The following is an 18875-nucleotide window of genomic DNA, read 5'->3' as shown; positions in this document are numbered from 1 at the left end:
GCGCTCAGGTGAGCTGCAGGCTCGCCCACAGCGCGAGCGCGGCGACGCCGAGCGTCGCGGGGACGGTGAGCGCGCCGAGCCGCAGGTACTCCCGCGAGGTCGGGGCGGCGACGTCGCGGTGCATGATCTCCCGCCACAGCAGGTTGGCCAGCGACCCGAAGTAGGCCAGGTTGGGGCCGATGTTGACGCCGAGCAGCATCGCCATGACCAGTCCCGGGTCGTGGGCCACCAGCGGGATCAGTAGAAGCGTCGCCGGGAGGTTGTTGACGAGGTTCGCCAGAACCGCGGCGAGCACGGCGACCGCCAGGATGCCGAGCAGCGTCGACGACGACGGGATGAGCCCGCCGATCCAGTCGCCGAGGGGGCCGTCGCGCACCGGCAGGATGACGACGCCGAGCGTGGCGACGAAGGCCAGGAACGGCAGGTTCAGCGCGGTGATCGTGGAGCGCAGGGTGGCGATCGGAGAGCGGAGTAGCTCCGGCATGGTGAATCCCACGGCGCCCATCCCGGCGACCGCGGCGAGCGGCACGCCGAACGGTTCGGCGATCACGAAGGCCACCAGCAGCAACGCCAGCCCTACCAGCAGCAGGGTCGGGCGCCGAGCGTGCGGTTGAGGTTCACGGTCAGCTGCTTCGGGTGTGGGACTGCGCAACTCGCCGGCGAAGTACCACCGGAAGATCAGGTATTCGACGAGGATCGCCGCGATCCACGGCGCCAGCATCACGCCGGTGAAACCGAGAAAGCCGAAGCCGGTGGCCGAGAACGCCAGCAGGTTGGTGAGGTTGGAGACCGGCAGCAGCGTCGACGCGGTGTTCGCCAGATGGGCGCTGGAGAAGGCGATCGGGGTCACGCGCGCGCCGATGTGCCGCGCGGTGGCGGCGGCGACCGGAGTCAGCAGCACGATCGTCGTGTCGAGGCTCAGGATGGCCGTGGTCACCGCAGCAGCGACGAACACGATACGCAACAGGCGATGCGGCGAGGACCGGCTCCAACCGGCGAGCACTGTCCCGACCCAGGTGAAGACGCCTTCGCGGGCGCACACGTCCGCGACCACCAGCATCGCGGCGAGGAAGCCGATGGTCGGGGCCATGGTCATGACCTCGTCGGCCGCGGCCTCGAGGTCCGTCAGACCGAGCGCGATGAGCAGTCCGGCCACCGGTGCTGCCACCACGACCACCGGAACACGCTGCGCGGCAAGGGTTGCGATGATCACCACGACGAGGCCGGCGATGCTGACGATGCAGCCGGCGATGCTGTCCACGGTGAGCACCGCAGACAGGTTACGCGTCAGTCGTGCGCGTAGGTGTCGTCGAGGTCGGGATCGGCCTCGAAGTCACCGGTTCGGCTCGTGATGACCGGACCTTCGACGACGCGGCGGGGAGTGATCCACAACAAGACGACGGTGCTGGCGAGCATGATGCCGCCCAGGATCAGCGACGCCTGCTCGAACGGCACGTCGAAGGCGGCCTGGCTGCCCTGGGCGATCTTGTCGGCGAGCTCGCCGGACTGCGCGGACAGATTGTCGACCACGACCCTCGCCTCGGCGAGGGACCGCTCGATGAGCGTGCCGGCCTGTTCGGCCTGGGCGATGGTGGCCTGACCGCCGGTCGGGTCACCCGCGGCCATCTGCTGTTGTCCGGCGGCGGTGAGCTGCTCCCGGGCGAGGTCTGCGGTCTCTCCGATCCGTGCCTTGTAGCCGGCGGCCACCATGGAGCCGGCGATCGCGATGCCGATGGCCGCCCCGATCTCGCGGGCGGTGTCGTTGATCGCCGAACCGACGCCCTGGTTGTCGAGCGGGGTGTTGGACATGATCGCGGTGGTGGCCGGGGCGGAGGCGAGGCCGATGCCGATGGCGATGACCGCCAGAATCCAGGCCAGGGTCCAGTAGTCGTCCACCCGGATCAGGCCCAGCAGTGTCAGGCCGATCCCCGACAGCAGCGCACCGCCGGCGATCACGAATTTGAGTGAATCCAACCGCACCGCGAGCCAATTCGACAGCAGCGAGAAGACGCCCACGCCGGCGACGAACGGCATCAGCGCGACGGCGGACTGCAGTGGCGAGTAGCCGAAGACCAGCTGCAACAGCTGCAGGACGAGGTAGAACATGCCGAACGAGGCGAGGAACTGCACCGCCACCGACAGCGAACCCGATCCGAACGCCCGGTTGCGGAGCAGTCGTACGTCGAAGAGCGGTGAGGCCGAACGCAGTTCGACGACCACGAACAACACGGCGAGCAGGATGCCGCCGATCAGACAGCCCAGGACGAGCAGATCGTCCCACCCGCGGTGCGGCGCCTCCAGGAGCCCGAAGACCACACCCGCGATCGCCAGCACCGAGCACAGCGTGCCCGGGATGTCGAAGCGGCCCGGGTCGGTGTCCTTCGACGTCCCGATGGTGAAGCAGAGCAGCGCCGACACGGCCGACGACGCGGCGAAGGTGATGAAGATCGAATGCCAGGAGAAGAACTCGAGCAGGAGGCCGGTGACGAGGAAACCGGCGATCGCACCGCCTCCGGCGATGGCCGACCAGATGCTGATCCCGACCGCCCGCTGGCCGTCGGGCATCCCGGAGGTGATGAGCGACAACGTCGTCGGCATGATCAGCGCGGCGGCGGCGCCCGCGAGGCAGCGCGTGAGGATCAGCTGCTCCGGGCCGTTCACCCAGATCGCGGCGAGCGATGCGATACCGAAGAACACCAGCCCGACGATGAGGACCTCGCGTCGTCCGAACCGGTCACCGATCGCGCCGGCCGGCAGCAAGAGCGCGGCGAGAGCGAGCGTGTAACCGTCGACGATCCACGTCATCTGGCCGGCGTCGGCGCCGGTGTCGACGGCGATGTCGGGCAGTGCCGTGTTGAGTGCCGCCATGGCGGCGACGACCATGCTCACGGACAAGCAGGCGACGAGGACGAGCCACGCGGAGCGCGCATCCATCCGGAAGCCGTTCGGCAATTTCATCTTCCGTCCCCGATTTCGGTGTGTGACTCGTAGGATCGCGGGGTTGCCGTCCGTCGCGTTGCGGTTTCGTTATCGCGACACGCGTGGGGGCTACCACCGCAACGTGGGTAACTTGTGACACATTTATCACTGCAGTACCAGAGGCCGTAACGGTCGAAGTTGGCCCCGGACAATCGAAAGTGGTGAAAGGTCATGGCCTCACCCCACATCGCGTCAAACCCCGTCGCGTCCGCCACTGCAGGTCCCAGTACCGGCGCGGCCCCGATCGCTTCTCCGAACAGTAGCGACGTTTCGCCTGCACGCCTCCACATCTGGCGTGTGCTGTCGATGCTCGCGGCGCTCATCGGCGTCATCGTGACCCTCGTGGTCATCGCGTCGTCGGCGGTGTGACCGCCGACGACGCGTGACCGGGTGACTACCCGGCGTGCTTCTCGATCGCTGTGCCGAGTCGCGGCAGTGCCGCGACCACATGGTTCTTGGCCTTCCCGCGCAGCGAGTTGTAGGCCTTCGCCAAACCGGGCTTGGCCGAATCGGCCTGTGCGTCGGTGACCGCCAGCAGGGCCTCGGCAGCGGCGTCGCCGTTGGCCGAGAGGTGATCGCCGAAGGCGACACCCGCAGGCTTCGAATCCCACAACGGCGCGAGGGCCGTCAGGAAGTCCTCCGCCAGCTGATCCGTGGCGCTGCGCACCACGCCGGGCTTCACCTTCTGGACCGCCGAGTAGGCGGTCTTCACAGCGGCGCCGCTCAGACCCGACTGGTCGGCCACCTCGGCATCGATGACACCGACCAGGTCGGTCACCAGTGCGCTGCGGTTGTCGGCAAGTAGGGGCGTCAGCGAATCGCTCATGCGGTCTCCTTGTGAATATGCGACGTGGTTCACGCGGACCGGTCGTTCCCGGTCCGCGTGTAGAGCGTACTGGCCACCGCTGACGGGCCGGCGACTCAGTTACGCGCGCACACCACATTGGCGAGGGCCTTCGCGCCCTCCCGTTCGACGACGCTCGCGGTGGCCAGGAAACGGGCGCCGTCGTCCCAGACCGCGACCTCGAGGGTCTCGCCGGGGAAGACCACGCCGGCGAACGATGCCGAGAACTCCGCGACGGCGGCGACGTCTCCGTCGAGCAGTTCGTCGGTGATGGCGCGAGCGACCGTGCCGTAGGTGCACAGCCCGTGCAGAATCGGGCGCGGAAAGCCTGCGCGCGAGGCGAAGTTGGGATCGGAGTGCAGCGGGTTGCGGTCGCCGCACAGCCGGTAGAGCAGCGCCTGGTTGGGCAGCGTCGGGATGCGGAGCCGGTGATCGGGTTCGCGGTCGGGGTACTCGACCTTCTCCGACGTGCCGCGCTCACCGCCGAAGCCGCCCTCGCCCTTGGCGAAGATCGACGACCGCGCGGTCCACAGCGTCTGACCGGCGTCGTCGGTGGTCACCGACTCCTGGACGATGACGGCGGCCGATCCCTTGTCCTGGACCTCGGCGATGCGGGTCCGGGTGGTCGCCTTGCCGGCCGCCGGCAGCGGACGATGGGCGGCGATCTTCTGGCTTCCGTGGACGACCTTGGCGAGGTCGATGTCGACGCCGGGGAAGGAGACCTTCGGCGGCTCGGTGGTGTGGAAACCCGCGGCGACGGTCGCGAAGGTCGGTAGGACCTTGGGCGCCGAATCATGAACGTAGCTCAGCGACTCGGTGTCCATCGGGTCGGCCGCGGCGCCCACCGCGAGGTGATAGAGCGCGACATCCGATGCCGACCACTCGAACGAGACCTCGGGCAGTTCCGCTCCGACGGCGACGGTGGGATCGATCGGCATGGTTCAGGCTCCTGTCTGGGACGTCGGGGTGGTGGCCGACGCCTTGGCGGCGATGTCGGCGGCAGCGAGGTAGCCGAAGACGATCGCCGGGCCGATGGTGGCGCCGGGACCGGCGTAGGTGTGGCCCATCACCGGTGCACTGGTGTTGCCCGCGGCGTACAGGCCCTCGATGACCGATCCGTCGGCGCGAAGCGCGCGACCCGCGGCGTCGGCGTTGATGCCGCCCTTGGTGCCGAGGTCGCCGGGGACCATCTTGACCGCGTAGAACGGGCCCTTGCTGACCTCGCCGAGGCTCGGGTTGGGCTTGTTGGTGATGTCACCGTAGTAGTGGTCGTAACCGCTTGCGCCACGGCCGAAATCCTCGTCGACGCCGGCGCGGGCGAAGCCGTTGAATCGCTCGGTGGTGGCGACGAGCGACTCGGCGGGAACGCCGATCTTCTCCGCGAGTGCAGAGATGCTGTCCGCCTTCACGACCACGCCCGACTCATACCACTTCTTCGGGAGCGGCTGTCGCGCATTGATTCCGGCGAAGAGGTAGCGGTTACGGCAGCGCTGATCGAAGATCAGCCACGACGGCACGTTCTCGCCCGGACCCTCGCCGTGACCGAACTCGCCGCCGTACATCTGGTGCACCGCTTCGACATACGGGAGTGACTCGTTCATGTAGCGCTTGCCGCGCAAGTTCACGATGAAGGTGCCGGGGACCGACCGCTCGGACAGCGCGAACCACGGTCCGCGCGGCAGCGGGATCGTCGGACCCCACCAGGCGTCGTCCATGAGGGAGACCGCGGCGCCGATCTTGAGCCCGGCGTTGATGCCGTCGCCGGTGTTGCTGGGTGCACCGGTGGTCCAGTCGGAACCGATCGGTTCGCGCTGGTACTTCTTGCGCATCTCCTCGTTGTGCTCGAAGCCGCCGCAGGCGAGGATCACGCCCTGGCGCGCGTGGATCTCGAACTGCTTGCCCTCGGACTCCGCGATCACGCCGACGACCCGGTCGTCGGCGGTGATGAGGTCGACGAGGCCGGTGTTGAGGCGGACCGGGACCCCGGCCTCGCGCACGCCGATGAGCAGCTCGGCGGCCAGTGCCGCGCCCATCGCGATCAGCTTCTTGCCGCGGCTGCGGGCCCAGAAGAACCGGCTGCCGACCTTCGCCATGCGCAGCGGCCCACGCCAGTGGCGGAGACCGGTGTTGAGCCAGCGGTAGTCGGACTGCAGCACGACCATGTTGAGCGGGGCCTTGGTGTACTGCGGGTGCAGCGTCTTGAGGTCGTCCCCGAGGCGGCGCGCGTCGAACGGCCGCGGCTCGATCGACCGGCCGCCGAGACGACCGCCCGGCGCCTCGGGGTAGTAGTCCGAGTAGTTCTTCACCCACTCGAGGTCGAGGGGTGCGTGCTCCAGCAGGAAGTCGAGGGCCTCGGGTCCGCGATCGATGTAGGCGTCGATGCGGTCGGCCGGGGCGTGCTCGCCGATGATCGCGTGCACGTACTCGCGGGCCTTCTCCGGCGTATCGCTGACGCCGTCGCGCTTCAGCACCGAGTTGTTGGGGATCCACACGCCGCCGCCGGACCGGGAGGTCGAACCTCCCCAGTAGGGCGACTTCTCGATCAGGACGGTCTTGAGGCCCTTGCGGGCCGCGGTGATCGCGGCGGCCAGACCGGCACCACCGGCGCCGACGACGATGACGTCATAGGTCTCGGGTTCGGTGCTGGTCTGTGGTTGATCGGACGAGCCGGCCATGGGGTCCCCTTCGTGCGCGCAGCTGGAACGTGTTCTACCTGAATTAGAACACGTTACAGAAATGCGACGCCAGGGGTGGGCGGGGGCAACCGATGGTCACCGCGCGCAAACGGTGCGGAAACGAGTAGTCCGGTACTCGTGTCGACCGGGTCGGTCCGGCGGATCCTGAGGTTCACAGACCACTTCCTCCAGGAGAGGCGAGGCTGCCGTGACCATCGACGACGGGACAACGTTCGACGAATCGCCCGCGCCGGTTCCCGCGGTCGAAGAGCCGAGGAGAATCCCGACCCCGACCCGAAAAACCCTGCGTGTGGCCCTGGCGATGCGCGGTGGGGTCAGTATGGCGGTGTGGATCGGGGGTGCGGTCGCCGAACTGGACCTGTTGCGCCGCGTCAGCCGGGGCGCGGAGCGGTGCGCGTGTGCCCAGTGGCCTCCGCGGTCTCCACAGTGCGTCGACTCAGCGACGCCCCGGCAGCGTCGTGCGCACCTGTATCGGCGCAGGCTCGCCGAGGCGGGCTATACCGACGTCGAGTTCGATATCCTCGCCGGCGCGAGCGCGGGCGGCCTCAATGCGATGCTGTTCGCGCTGACGCAGACCTATGGTGTGCCCACGGACGATCTCGTCAGCAGGCTGTGGAGCGAGCAAGGAGACCTCTGGGAACTCGTCCGCGAGCCGGGCTGGGGGCCGGTGCCGTCGGTGCTGAAGGGGAACGAACGCCTGCTCGACGTCGCCGAGCAGGCGGTGCTCGGGATCGCCGGCCTCGGGCGGAATTCGGGTACGCCGAAGTATGCCGACTCCGAGATCGCCGCCATCGATTCGGTGACCGTCGAACTGGCCGCGACGCTGCTGACCGATGGAAAGCAACCGGAGCTGGGGAACCGTGCGTCGTTCTCGTTCACACGACGCCCCGGTGGTCTCACCTCGAGGTACTCGACCGTTCCGGGACCGGAGACGGTCGAGGTCAGGATGGAACTGCGTCGGATGGCTCTGGCCGCCCGCGCCACGTCGTCCTTTCCCGGCGCCTTCGAGCCCGCCGACATCTATTCGGCGACCGACGGGTCCACCTGTGGCTGGAAGCAGTTGTCGCGGAAAGGCAAAGAGTCACCGCGCGACTGTGTTCCGAATATGGTCGCGGTCTTCCCCTTTGCCCGGGCGGGAGCGGCGAGTTCGCCCGCGGTGCGACCCGGCGACGAATTCCGGGTCGTCGACGGGGGTGTCGTCGACAACATCCCGATCGATCGCGCGCTCCGCGCAGTGCAGCGGGCCTCGGCGTCGAGTCCCTCGCGGCGCGTGCTGGTCTACCTCGATCCTCAGCCTCCGCAGCCGCCGGTCCCGAGGAAGGCGGTGGTCGCCGGGAACCGCGATTCCGGCGCGGGCTGGCTGTCGGTGATCATGGGCGCCAAGGGACTTCAGAAACGTGTCGAGAGCGCCGACGACGAGATCGATCAGATCCGGGAGCACAACGACGCCGCGCTCGAGGCCGCTTCCCGGCAGCGGGAACTCGCTGCGACCCTGTCGGCGGCGCTCGGGAACGGCCGCAAGGTCGAGAGGGTGGATGTCGCGACGTACATCCGCTCCCGGTCCGGAATCGACGTCCAACGGCTCAGCAATCTCGTCGTCGATCCGACCGCATACCTGTGCCGGCCGCCCCACCGGTCGCGGATCTTCCCGACGGTGAACCGCCTCGACGCCCTGTGCGTCGAGCGAGCGGTGCGTGAAGCGTACGGGGAGATCGCCGGGGGAGCGCATCCGGACGCCTCGGCGGTGTTCGACGCCGGTGACGTGGGAGCCGCCGTCGCCGGTATCCGCCTGTTCATCGCGTGGGTGCAGCAGCTGCAGGCGATGAGTACCGGATCGACTGTCGCCGAACCGGTTCCGCTCCGTCGACTGAAGAAGGGGTTGTACCGGTGCCTCACGGTGATGATCGAGGCGCGGCGTCTCACCGTCGATATGGCTCTCCTCCTGAAGGATTCGACCCGTGTCGACTGCGACGAGGTCGTGTCCCGGATCATCGGGGGGATCGAGTCGCAAGGACGCCTGGAGATCAATTCGATCGTGGACGTCGCGATGACACCCGCCGGGGTCACGGAGATCGCGGAGGCAACGTTCTACCAGGTGCTTGCTCCGGTTGAGGGTGCGCCGGGAGTGCAGCTCGGCGAGGCGAAGGGCGACGCGCTGCACTCGGTGTGGGCGACGCTGTCGCAGTACCGAACCCGCATCCTCGAGTGGACGGTGAACCCCGCCGAATCACCGGGGCCGGCGCTCGAACGCTGGAACAACTCGATCTTCCACCTGCTGCACGACGGGCTCGGTGAAGACGAGGGGGACGCCGCCCCGGAGAACGTCGTCTTCGACATCGTCCGCCTGGTCGGCGAGGCGGCGATCCCCGGTACCGCGGCCACGATCGGCTTTCATCGGATCACCGGGGACACGAAACCCAGACTGAAGTTCGACGGCCATGAGGACGGGACTCCGCCGGCGGGCGACGTATCGCTCGCGGAGGTTCGGAAAGCAGCCATCGCCGCACAACTGCAGAAGTGGATTCGCGGCGACGTCGATCCCGGATCGCTGAACGCCGACGCCGTCGCGACGCAGATCGATGCCACGGCGAATCTCGCGCGGGCGGACACCCGCCTGGCCGGCACCGGGCTGGCGCGGTTCGCCGGCTTCCTCAGTCCTGAGTGGCGCGAGAACGATTGGCACTGGGGACGACTGGATGCTGCCGCAGGAGTGGTGGATCTGCTGTCCACGACGTCGGAGTCGACGACCGTCGTCTCCCGGGAGGACGACGAACAACTCATCACCGAGCTGCAGGAAGAGGTGACGAGGGAGACCACGCCGAGCGGCGTGTCCGCGGGAGCACACATCGCTGCGACGGGCGGGCAGACCCTGTCGCATCTGGACGTGCGCTACGTGTTCGGACTGGTCTCCCGGATCCTGCCGCTGGTGTTGCGGGCCCTGTGGCCGGCGGAGAGATCCGGCGGCACCGCGAAGGGCGTCGCCGTCCGCGTGGGGCTCGTCGCCGCCCGTCCGCTGCTGCCGATCATCTCTCTCGCCCTCGACCGTGTGCGGCTGGTCTCCGCCGTCGTGGTGGCCGTCGCAGCCGCTGCGCTCCTCGGCACGGGGACCACGGCGCCGGGAGTCCAGGCGACTTTCGTGGGCATCACCGCAGTGCTTGGTGGCCTGTTGATCTGGCGTGCGATCGAGGCGCGCCGTCGGTGGGGGATGGTCCGTGAGTTCTTCACCGCACGGGCCCCGGAACGGAAACCGGAAACCGACGAGTTGTGGACGACGACGCTGAACGGAAGTGAGAAGTACGCGAAGAGGTTCGCCATCGGAGCCTTTGTCGCCGGAGCTTTCGCATTGGTCGTTGCCGCCCTGTGGATCTGGTGGCGCAGCAACGCAGTGCCCGCCCTCGGTGCTGAATCTCTGGTCATGACGGTCCTGCTGTTCGCGGGCCTCGTCGGCTGGTGCAACCTGGGCGCTCAGACGGTGCGCGCCAGGCCGAGACGGCGGAAAGAGGTCCGCATCGGTCTGATCACTGCCGTGGTGGTCATCTACCTGCCGATCTTCGGCGTCACCTGGATGTCCATCGAGGACATGGCATCCGGAAAGAAGTCGTCAGATCTTGCCCAGCTGTTCACCCAGCCGACCGCAGGCGAAGCGGCTGGAATCGCCGCGGCGACGGTGCTTCTGCTGACCTTGCTGTCGCTGTGGGGGTGGGCCCGATGGGGCGACATCGCCGGATGCGCCGTGGGACTTGCCGTGATCGCGGGAATCACCCAGTGGGCGCTCGAGACCTTCTTCTCGGAATCACCGCTGTTGGATCTTCTGCCGACGGCCGTCTGGGCGGTCGGCGTCGGGATCGCCCTTCAGTTCGTCCACCCGGTCGGGCGAGACAAGCTCTAGGACGGGTCCGGTGAGCCCAGGCCGACGATCAGGTCCCACGGATCAGTACCGGCTTCGAGGATCTCTCCGGCCAGCGATGTGGCCCAATCCTGCTCGGTGCCATACCGATCCGTCCAGGTCCACAAGGCGGAGGTGAATCGGCCCAGGCTGTGCTCCGAGGTGAAGCCAATCGCGCCGTGGATCTGGTGTCCGGCGGAGGCGACCTCGGTGGCGTAGTGCGAGGTCACGACCTTTGCCGCCGCGATGGCGGCGTGGGCCGCGACCGGGTCATTAGAAGCGGCTTCGGTGGCGGCTCGTGCGGCCGTCTCCATGAGCGTTGTCTGGGCGGCCATCTCGGCCAGTCGCTGCTGGATGGCCTGGAACTTCGCCAGGGGCCGCCCGAACTGGGTGCGTTCGGACGCGTAACGGACCGTGCGTTCGCGTACCGCGCGCGCGGCCGCGGCCAGGGCGACGGCGTACGCGAGAGCTCCGCGTCGACGCAGGTCCTCGATGTCGACGGGGGAGTGCGCCGAGAACGTCGCCTCGGCATCGCGGAAGACGATGTCGCCGTACGAGACTCCCCGAAGGTCGGCCCCGTTCGTGATCTCGACGCCGGGAGCTTCGCGTCCGACGACGGTGATGACCGGGCCGTCGGGCCCGGTCATCAGGACCACCACGGTATCCACATCGTCGACATGCGCCACGCCGGTCACGCTGCCCGACAGCAGGATTCGATCTCCGTCGGTGCGGATGGTCCCGTCGTCGATCACGGCAACCGTCGCAGTGGTGCCTTCGAGTGGAAGTCCGACGCTGCCCGCCAGCCACGACGCGAGGAGTGCGTGTTCGAGGTACGGGGTCACGGCCCCGGCTTCGGCGAGCGAATCCAGAACGGCGAGTGCATCACCGAGTTCGCCACCGTGTCCACCGGCCTCCTCGGGGACATCGACGCCGGTGAACCCGGCTTCGACGACGGCGCCCCACACGGCCGCGTCGGGTGCGGTGATCGGGGTCTGCATGTCGACCGGGATGCGGGCGAGCATCGCGGTGAGGGCCGCCCGGAGTTCGGTTGCGAGGTCGCTCATCGTATCCCCATTCCGCGCGCGACGATTCCGCGCAGGATCTCGTTGGTTCCGCCGCGAAGCGTGAAAGCAGGTGTGTGCAGAACGGATTGGGCCAGGAGCCGTTCGAGATGCGTGCCGCCCAAACGGCGCGGCACGATGCCGGAGGCATCGCGGACGGCCGTCACCAGATCGCCCTCGAACGTCGAACCGAGATCCTTGACCATCGCGGCGAGCACATCGGGTTTGCCGCCGGCCGCCAGTTCGCGGGCAACCTGCAGCGACATCTGACGCAGCGCCCACGCCTGTGCGGTGAGCTTTCCCAGCGCCGCCCGCTGTTGCGGGGTGGCTCCCTGCTCGCGGAGATGATCGGTCCATGCGCGTAGGAGTGGCAGCGTGCTGAGGTAGCGCTCTGGTCCGGAACGCTCGAATGCCAACTCGCTCATCACCTGTTGCCAGCCGTGTCCGCGGCGGCCGAGTAGCGCCGACGAGTCCACCACCGCGTCGTGGAAGATGACCTCGTTGAAGTGCGACTGGCCGTCGATGCTCCGGATCGGCCGGATCTCGATGTCCGGGTGCGGGAGGTCGATGACGAACTGCGAGAGTCCCTGCTGCCGATCGTCGGCCGTACCGTCGGTACGTGCAAGCAGAACCATCGCGTGGGCGATGTGGGCGCCGGTGGTCCACACCTTCGTTCCGCTGATCGTCCACGAATCGCCGTTGTCCGTCGCGCGCGTCCGCACGCCGGCGAGGTCGGAACCCGCGTCGGGCTCACTCATGCCGATCGCGAAGTAGACGGTGCCGGCGGAGATCCCGGGGATGTAGCGGCGTCGCTGTTCCTCGGTCCCGTTGGCCAGGATGCCCGGTGCCATCTGCCGGTCGGCGATCCAGTGCGCGGCGACGGGCGCGCCGTGCGCCAGCATCTCCTCGGTGATGACGAATCGTTCGACCGGTGTGCGTCCCCGTCCGCCGTACTCGGTGGGCATCGTCATGCCGAGCCACCCGCGCTCGCCGAGCCGACGGCTGAAGTCGAGGTCGAAACCCCTCATCCAGCTGTCGACGTCGGGAGTGAAGGCACCCGAATCGATTTCGGTCCGCAGGAACTCGCGGATCTCGGCGCGCAGCGCCGCCAGGGATTCGACGCGCAGCGTCGCGAGCTGATCGTCGGTCACGACCGGGCAGGTCCCCGTGACGACCAGTTCTGGCCCTTACGGGCCATCGACCACATCTGGGTGCCGCGTTCGATCTCGATCGCCGAATCCCACGTCACCGTCGGCGGACCGAGCTCCAGGCGCACGCTCGACATGACCTTGCGGGTCAGCTCGGGGTCGCGGGCGGCGGGACCGGTGAGGCCGTCGACGATCGCAGGGAGCTCGTCAACCGGGGCTGCGGCGTACGCGAGCCCCTGCGCGACCGCCTCGTCGCCGGTGAGTGACTGGCCGCAGGCCGCGAGTGCGATCGTGTTGGCGCGTCCGACCGCGCGGTTCAGCAGGGTCAGGTGACCGCCGCCGGGATGAATACCGCGGGCGAGGAAGCCGCTGTCCAGAACCGCGTCGGGAGTGGTGACGAGCAGGTCGACGGCCAGGGCGAGGTTGAGGCCGGCACCGACCGCACCGCCCACTACGACGCCGATGGTGGGAACCGGAAGGGAACCGACACGGACGAACGCCGCGTACACCGCCGACAGCTGCCTCACCGACTCCGGCGCCGCCGGATCGGCCGACGCGCCGGCGAGGATGCGGGTGTCGGCACCGCTGCAGAAGTAGGAGCCGGCGGCGTCGACGACCACCGCGCCGATGGTCTCGTCGGCGGCCACCTGGTCGCAGAACCGCTCGATCGACGCGGCCATCTCCAGGGTGATCGCGTTCTTGCGGCGCGGGTTGTTGAGTGTCAGCCTCCCGACGCCGTTCTCGAAGGACGTGAGAATGGGATCGCCGGTTGCCTCGGCGTCTGAAGGGGTGGAGGTTGGGGAGTCGGAGCTCATGGAGAGAACGGTAGTCGTCTGCGGAGCGCTCTCGGCGGTGCCACGCAAATTGCGCACGGGGCTCCTGCCAGAGTGGAACATGTTCTAAACTAGAACACGTTCACATTGGGAAGGTGAGGGCACAATGGCGGTTGACCAGCAGGTACGCGAACAGATCGCGGCCGAGCTCTGGCAGGCGGAGGTCTCGGCGACGGCCATCGACCGTCCCACGGACACCCATCCCGACCTCGACGTGGTCGACGCCTACGAGATCCAGCTGATCAACATCCGCAAGCGACTCGAGGCCGGGGCCAGGGTCGCCGGGCACAAGGTCGGCCTCGCTTCCGAGGCGATGCAGAAGATGATGGGCGTCGACGAGCCCGACTACGGACACCTCCTCGACGAGATGCAGCACTTCGAGGAGACCCCCATCGACGCGAAGAAGCTGTGCTTCCCCCGGGTCGAGGTGGAGGTCGGCTTCATCCTCGGCGAGGACCTGCCCGGCGAGGGATGCACCAACGAAGACGTCATCGCCGCGGTCGAATGGGTGGTGCCCTCGATCGAGCTCATCGACTCCCGCATCAAGGACTGGAAGATCACGCTGTGCGACACCATCGCCGACAACGCGTCGTCGTGCGGCTGGATTCTCGGACAGCAACGTGTCCCGATCGGCGAGATCGACACCGGGGACATCGACGCGGTCCTGCATCGTAACGGGGAGATCGTGGCGAAGGGCAATTCGTCTGCGGTGCTGGGCCATCCGCTCAATGCGGTGTCGTGGCTGGCACGCAAGGTCGACAGCTTCGGGGTCCGTCTCCGCAAGGGGGACGTGATCCTGCCCGGCACGGCGACGCGGGCGATCGACATCTCCTCGGGTGACCACTTCGTGGCCGAATTCGCCGGCCTCGGTTCGGTCACCCTGGATTTCACCTGACACGACTTCACCTGACATGCAACAGACTTCACTAGCAAGAGGAGGGTCCACGTGGCGGCAAAACTGACCGCGGCGATCATCGGATCGGGCAACATCGGCACCGATCTGATGTACAAGCTGGAGCGTTCGGAGGTCATCGAACCCCGATGGATGGTCGGCATCGACCCGGACTCGGAGGGCATGAAGCGCGCCGCCGACCGCGGACTCATCACGATGAGCGGTGGTGCGGACGAACTCCTCGGGTCGCAGGACAAGCCCGATCTCATCTTCGAGGCCACCTCGGCCTACGTGCACCGTGAGTACGCCCCGAAGTACGAGGCCGCCGGTATCACCGCGGTGGACCTCACCCCGGCGGCGGTCGGGCCCGCCGTGGTCCCGCCCGCCAACCTGCGTGAACACCTCGACGCCCCGAACACCAACATGATCACCTGCGGCGGGCAGGCGACCATCCCGATGGTGCACGCGGTCTCGTCGGTCGTGCCGGTCCCGTACGCGGAGATCGTCGCGTCGGTCGCCTCGGTCTCGGCCGGTCCGGGCACGCGCGCCAACATCGACGAGTTCACCCGCACCACCTCCGCCGGCGTCGAGTCGATCGGTGGCGCGCAGCGCGGTAAGGCGATCATCATCCTCAACCCGGCGGACCCGCCGATGATCATGCGCGACACCATCTTCTGCGCCATCCCCGAAGACGCCGACACCGACGCCATCGCGGAATCGATCCACCGGCGAGAGAAGGAGATCCAGCAGTACGTGCCGGGCTACCGTCTGCTGCAGGACCCGCAGTTCGACCCGCCGAGCGTCCTGAACGGCGGCTATGCGCGGGTGTCGATCTTCGTGGAGGTCGAGGGTGCGGGCGACTTCCTGCCGCCCTACGCCGGCAACCTGGACATCATGACCGCCGCCGCGACCAAGGTCGGCGAAGAACTCGCAAAGAATAAGCTGGGAGTCCCCGCATGAGCACCAACGTGGTCACCACCCCGCGCGACCCGAAGCTGATGGCGAACGCGCGCAAGTACTCCGACACCCTCGACATCCGCATCACCGATTCGTCTCTGCGGGACGGCAGCCATCACAAGCGGCACCAGTTCACCGAAGAGGAGGTGTGCGCGATCGTCGGTGGCCTCGACGAGGCCGGTGTGCCGGTCATCGAGGTGACCCACGGCGACGGCCTCGGCGGCTCGTCGTTCAACTACGGGTTCTCCAAAACCCCTGAGCAGCAGCTGATCAAAGCTGCGGCCGAGACCGCCAAGCGGGCCAAGATCGCCTTCCTCATGCTGCCCGGTCTGGGCACCAAGGACGACATCCGCGCCGCGCAGGACAACGGCGGCCAGATCTGCCGCATCGCCACCCACTGCACCGAGGCCGACGTCTCCATCCAGCACTTCGGTCTCGCACGGGATCTCGGACTCGAAACCGTCGGCTTCCTGATGATGAGCCACAGCCAGCCGCCGGAGGTCATCGCCAAGCAGGCCCGCATCATGGCCGACGCCGGATGTCAGTGCGTATACGTCGTCGACTCCGCGGGTGCGCTCGTCCTCGAGGACGTCACCGTCCGCGTCGAGGCGCTCGTCGCCGAACTCGGCAACGACGCCCAGGTCGGGTTCCACGGACACGAGAACCTCGACATCGCGATCGCCAACTCGGTCAACGCCATCCGTGCGGGCGCCCAGCAGATCGACGGCTCCATCCGACGCTTCGGCGCCGGCGCGGGCAACACGCCCACCGAGGCCTTCGTCGGTGTGTGCGACAAGCTCGGGATCACCACCGGGGTCGACTTCATGAAGATCGCCGACGTCGCACAGGACGTCGTCCGACCGGCCATGCCGACGGAGTGCCTGGTGGACCGCCCGGCGATGATGATGGGTTACGCCGGTTGTTACAGCTCGTTCCTCAAGCACGCAGAGGGCCACGCCGAGCGCTACGGCGTGTCGGCCGCCGAGATCCTGCTCGAGGCCGGCGCGCGCAAACTGGTCGGCGGTCAGGAGGACCAGCTCATCGACATCGCGCTGGAGTTGAAGAAGAAGCAGGACGCGAACGCCGGCGTCTGAGCAGAGCTCAGGAGCGGCCGATGTGGGCCAGAAAGTCCCGCGCTGCACCGGCACTGGGCTGGGGACCGGACGGCCACACCGCCCGCAACTGACGTCCGAGGTCGAGGTCGTCGATCGGGATGCGGACCAGCCGTCGGTCGAGATCGTCGGCGACCGACAGGTTGCTGAGCACCGCGGGTCCGGCCCCCGCGATGACCGCGGCGCGCACCGATGCCGTGGTCGACAGTTCCAGCACCGGTGCGGTGACCTCGCGGGACGGTCCGAGCGCCCGGGTCAGGGCGCGTTCGAAGAACTCGCGAGTGCCCGAGCCCTCTTCGCGGGTCACGAGTGCGGTACCGGCGAGGTCGGCGGCCCCGATCCGACGGCGGCTGCGCGTCCACGGATGATCGGGTGGCACGACGACGACCAGCTCGTCACGCGCGATCGTCCGGCTCCGGAGCCCGGGTGCCACCCGAGGCCCCTCGACGAACCCGAGTTCGACCTCGCCGTCGCGCACCAGCGTGCAGACGTGGTCGGAGTTGGCGGCGGTGAACGACACCTTCGGCGCGGGGTCGTGCTGGGCCGCGAAGGAGACGAGCCAGCGGGGGAGGAGATGCTCCGCGACGGTGAGGCTCGCGGCCAGCCGCAGCCGATCTCGTCGTTCCAGCCGTAGGGCGGAGAGTCCGGCGTCGAATTCGCCTGCCAGCGTAAGTAATCGGTCGGCCCACTCGGCGACGAGCCGGCCGGACTGGGTCGGTACCGATCCGCGCGGCGTTCGCGTCAGCAGTCCGACGCCGAGCTGCGTCTCCATCGCGCGGATACGCGCCGACACCGCCTGCTGGGTGACACCGAGTTCGGCGGCCGCAGCATTGAGACTGCCCGTGCTGACGACCGACTGCAGGGTTTCCAACGATGCGAGGTCGGGCATCCGCGGACTGAGGACCATCGCCCGAGGGTACAACCAGCGTTGGTACCCCGGCTACAAGCGCAGTTTGTGACCTGCCAACGATTCGGGCTCTACCGGGGGCGCGGCATCCACGCGATCGTGGTGGACATGACCACGATGACCGTTCGCCCGACCCCGTCCCGGACCGGTTCCCTGCCCGGGACCGGGCCCGGAGTGCGCGTCCGTGTCACCTACTTTCCGCCGAACTGGTTCGCGGCGGTGATGGGCACGGGGATCATCGCGATCGCCGCGCACGGCCTGCCCTGGCAGCCGGCCGGCCTGAGCGTCGTCGCCGTCGGGTTCTGGTTGCTGGCCTGCCTCGTGTTCGTGGCCGTGGCCGTCACCACGATCGGCCACTGGGTGGCGGACCCCGCCGTCGCTCGCAGCCACCACGGTCATCGCGTCGTCGCGCACTTCTACGGTGCGGTGCCGATGGCGATCATGACCGTGGGGACCAGCACTCTCCTGGTCGGCGGCGGGCTCGTCGGCCGAGACGTTGCCCTCGGCGTCGACGTTGTGTGCTGGATCGTCGGCACACTCGGCGGCGTGGTCACCGCGCTGGTCATCCCGTACCGGCACCTGATCGTCGGGCGCGCTCGCGTCGAGGATGCGTTCGGCGGCTGGTTGATGCCGGTAGTGCCGCCGATGGTGTCGGCGTCGGCCGCGGCGATCCTGTCGGGGCAACTCGGTGCCGGGTGGGCGCGGGACCTGGTTCTCGGGGTCGGGTGCGCGATGTTCGGTCTGGCGGTGGTCGCCGCGACGCCCATCCTGGTCGCTCTCGTCCGGCGCTTCCGGACGGGCGATCACGGTGCCACGAACATGGTGCCGACCTGGTGGATCGTGCTCGGCCCACTCGGGCAGTCGGTCACGGCGATGTGCATGCTCGCCCATGCGGCACTCCACGTGGTGCCCGCACCGGTCGCGGGTGCCATCCACGAGTTCGCAATCGCCTATGGGCTGGTCGTGTGGGTGATCGCCACGGCCTGGATCGGTGTCGCCGCACTGCTCACCCTCCGCACCGCGCGGGCCGGGATGCCGTTCGCGATGACCTGGTGGTCGTTCACGTTCCCGGTCGGTACCTACGTGACCGGCTCCTCTGCGTTGGCGCTCACCCTGGGCCGGCCGGTCTTCGAGGTCGCGGCGGTGACCGGCTTTGCTGTACTGGTGGCCGCCTGGGCCGTGGTCGCCGCCCGCACCGCCCGCGGCATCGTCTCCGGCGATCTCCTCCGACTGCCGGTCTGAGGATGTTGACGCTCGCGGGGTACGTCAGGATGATCGGAAGCGCACCACCGGAAGATCGAGCCCAGGCACGCCCGTGCCGAGCGCCCAGCTACCGGAAGGAGTCGCCATGGCAGACGCCCAAGCGTGGAGCGGAGGGGAAGCGGACGACGCCGACGTCGTCGAGCAGACGATGCCGGCGGATCCCGTCGACGACGAGGCTCCCGCCGAGTCCGAGGGGCCGGTCATCGCTCTGGAAGCCAACGACGCGGACGTCGTCGAACAGGCCACCGACGTCGGGTCCGACGACCCCGACGAATACCCGCCCGGCGATCGGTAGAG

The 18875-nt window shown here is 68.4% G+C and carries 16 protein-coding genes; 7 read left to right on the top strand and 9 right to left on the bottom strand.

Annotated features, from left to right (window positions below; translation table 11 throughout):
- Window positions 1-4: 4 nt before the first annotated feature.
- Window positions 5-1270, bottom strand: coding sequence for an ArsB/NhaD family transporter (locus C5O27_RS00970; RefSeq protein ID WP_127961663.1), 1266 nt, complete (start codon window positions 1268-1270; stop codon window positions 5-7).
- A 17-nt stretch (window positions 1271-1287) separates the two neighbouring features.
- A complete protein-coding gene (locus C5O27_RS00965; RefSeq protein ID WP_006358429.1) occupies window positions 1288-2958 on the bottom strand; it encodes an MFS transporter in 1671 nt (556 codons plus the stop codon).
- A 192-nt stretch (window positions 2959-3150) separates the two neighbouring features.
- On the opposite strand from C5O27_RS00965, the gene C5O27_RS00960 reads away from it, so the two are divergent.
- Window positions 3151-3348 (top strand): hypothetical protein, encoded by a 198-nt coding sequence (locus C5O27_RS00960; RefSeq protein WP_035751909.1) that lies wholly within the window; start codon window positions 3151-3153, stop codon window positions 3346-3348.
- Between the two features lie 25 nt (window positions 3349-3373).
- Here the strand turns inward: C5O27_RS00960 and C5O27_RS00955 are convergent, their stop codons facing one another.
- From C5O27_RS00955 to kstD, 3 genes are all read right to left on the bottom strand, one after another.
- Window positions 3374-3805, bottom strand: a complete 432-nt coding sequence (locus C5O27_RS00955; RefSeq protein ID WP_035751907.1) for a DUF6918 family protein — start codon at window positions 3803-3805, stop codon at window positions 3374-3376.
- A 95-nt stretch (window positions 3806-3900) separates the two neighbouring features.
- On the bottom strand, window positions 3901-4761 hold the full coding sequence (locus C5O27_RS00950) for a MaoC/PaaZ C-terminal domain-containing protein (RefSeq protein WP_127961662.1): 861 nt from the start codon (window positions 4759-4761) through the stop codon (window positions 3901-3903).
- Window positions 4762-4764: 3 nt separating this feature from the next.
- Window positions 4765-6498 carry a 3-oxosteroid 1-dehydrogenase gene (gene kstD, locus C5O27_RS00945; RefSeq protein WP_035751903.1) on the bottom strand — a complete coding sequence of 578 codons (1734 nt, stop codon included), beginning with the start codon at window positions 6496-6498 and terminating at the stop codon, window positions 4765-4767.
- 208 nt (window positions 6499-6706) lie between these two features.
- Between kstD and C5O27_RS00940 the strand changes: the two genes are divergently transcribed.
- Complete coding sequence (locus tag C5O27_RS00940) at window positions 6707-10408, top strand: DUF3376 domain-containing protein (RefSeq protein WP_127961661.1); 3702 nt, start codon at window positions 6707-6709, stop codon at window positions 10406-10408.
- Here the strand turns inward: C5O27_RS00940 and C5O27_RS00935 are convergent.
- From C5O27_RS00935 to C5O27_RS00925, 3 genes are read right to left on the bottom strand one after another with little or no spacing between them, the layout of a single operon-like run.
- Window positions 10405-11469 carry an acyl-CoA dehydrogenase family protein gene (locus C5O27_RS00935; protein ID WP_006358434.1) on the bottom strand — a complete coding sequence of 355 codons (1065 nt, stop codon included), beginning with the start codon at window positions 11467-11469 and terminating at the stop codon, window positions 10405-10407. The two genes, C5O27_RS00940 and C5O27_RS00935, sit on opposite strands and share 4 nt — an antisense overlap.
- Window positions 11466-12617, bottom strand: coding sequence for an acyl-CoA dehydrogenase family protein (locus C5O27_RS00930; RefSeq protein WP_006358435.1), 1152 nt, complete (start codon window positions 12615-12617; stop codon window positions 11466-11468). Before C5O27_RS00930 ends, C5O27_RS00935 begins: the two co-directional genes overlap by 4 nt.
- Window positions 12614-13429 carry an enoyl-CoA hydratase-related protein gene (locus C5O27_RS00925; protein WP_127961660.1) on the bottom strand — a complete coding sequence of 272 codons (816 nt, stop codon included), beginning with the start codon at window positions 13427-13429 and terminating at the stop codon, window positions 12614-12616. The genes C5O27_RS00930 and C5O27_RS00925 overlap by 4 nt, the downstream gene beginning before the upstream one ends.
- Window positions 13430-13553: 124 nt before the next feature.
- On the opposite strand from C5O27_RS00925, the gene C5O27_RS00920 reads away from it, so the two are divergent.
- Genes C5O27_RS00920 through dmpG form a run of 3 tightly spaced genes read left to right on the top strand, consistent with a single transcriptional unit; the run spans window position 13554 to window position 16390 of the window.
- Window positions 13554-14342 carry a 2-keto-4-pentenoate hydratase gene (locus C5O27_RS00920; protein ID WP_127961659.1) on the top strand — a complete coding sequence of 263 codons (789 nt, stop codon included), beginning with the start codon at window positions 13554-13556 and terminating at the stop codon, window positions 14340-14342.
- A 51-nt stretch (window positions 14343-14393) separates the two neighbouring features.
- A complete protein-coding gene (locus C5O27_RS00915; RefSeq protein ID WP_127961658.1) occupies window positions 14394-15299 on the top strand; it encodes an acetaldehyde dehydrogenase (acetylating) in 906 nt (301 codons plus the stop codon).
- Complete coding sequence (gene dmpG / locus C5O27_RS00910) at window positions 15296-16390, top strand: 4-hydroxy-2-oxovalerate aldolase (protein WP_127961657.1); 1095 nt, start codon at window positions 15296-15298, stop codon at window positions 16388-16390. The genes C5O27_RS00915 and dmpG overlap by 4 nt, the downstream gene beginning before the upstream one ends.
- Before the next feature lie 7 nt (window positions 16391-16397).
- Here dmpG and C5O27_RS00905 read toward each other — a convergent pair whose 3' ends face one another.
- Window positions 16398-17315 (bottom strand): LysR family transcriptional regulator, encoded by a 918-nt coding sequence (locus tag C5O27_RS00905; RefSeq protein WP_127961656.1) that lies wholly within the window; start codon window positions 17313-17315, stop codon window positions 16398-16400.
- A 48-nt stretch (window positions 17316-17363) separates the two neighbouring features.
- On the opposite strand from C5O27_RS00905, the gene C5O27_RS00900 reads away from it, so the two are divergent.
- Together C5O27_RS00900 and C5O27_RS00895 are read left to right on the top strand one after the other, a co-directional pair.
- On the top strand, window positions 17364-18557 hold the full coding sequence (locus tag C5O27_RS00900) for a TDT family transporter (protein WP_006358441.1): 1194 nt from the start codon (window positions 17364-17366) through the stop codon (window positions 18555-18557).
- Window positions 18558-18663: 106 nt separating this feature from the next.
- On the top strand, window positions 18664-18873 hold the full coding sequence (locus C5O27_RS00895; protein ID WP_006358442.1) for a hypothetical protein: 210 nt from the start codon (window positions 18664-18666) through the stop codon (window positions 18871-18873).
- The last annotated feature ends 2 nt before the right edge of the window (window positions 18874-18875 follow it).

It is taken from the genome of Gordonia alkanivorans (assembly GCF_004011905.1).
GTDB lineage: Bacteria > Actinomycetota > Actinomycetes > Mycobacteriales > Mycobacteriaceae > Gordonia > Gordonia alkanivorans.
This window is presented reverse-complemented; position numbering and strand designations above follow the sequence as displayed.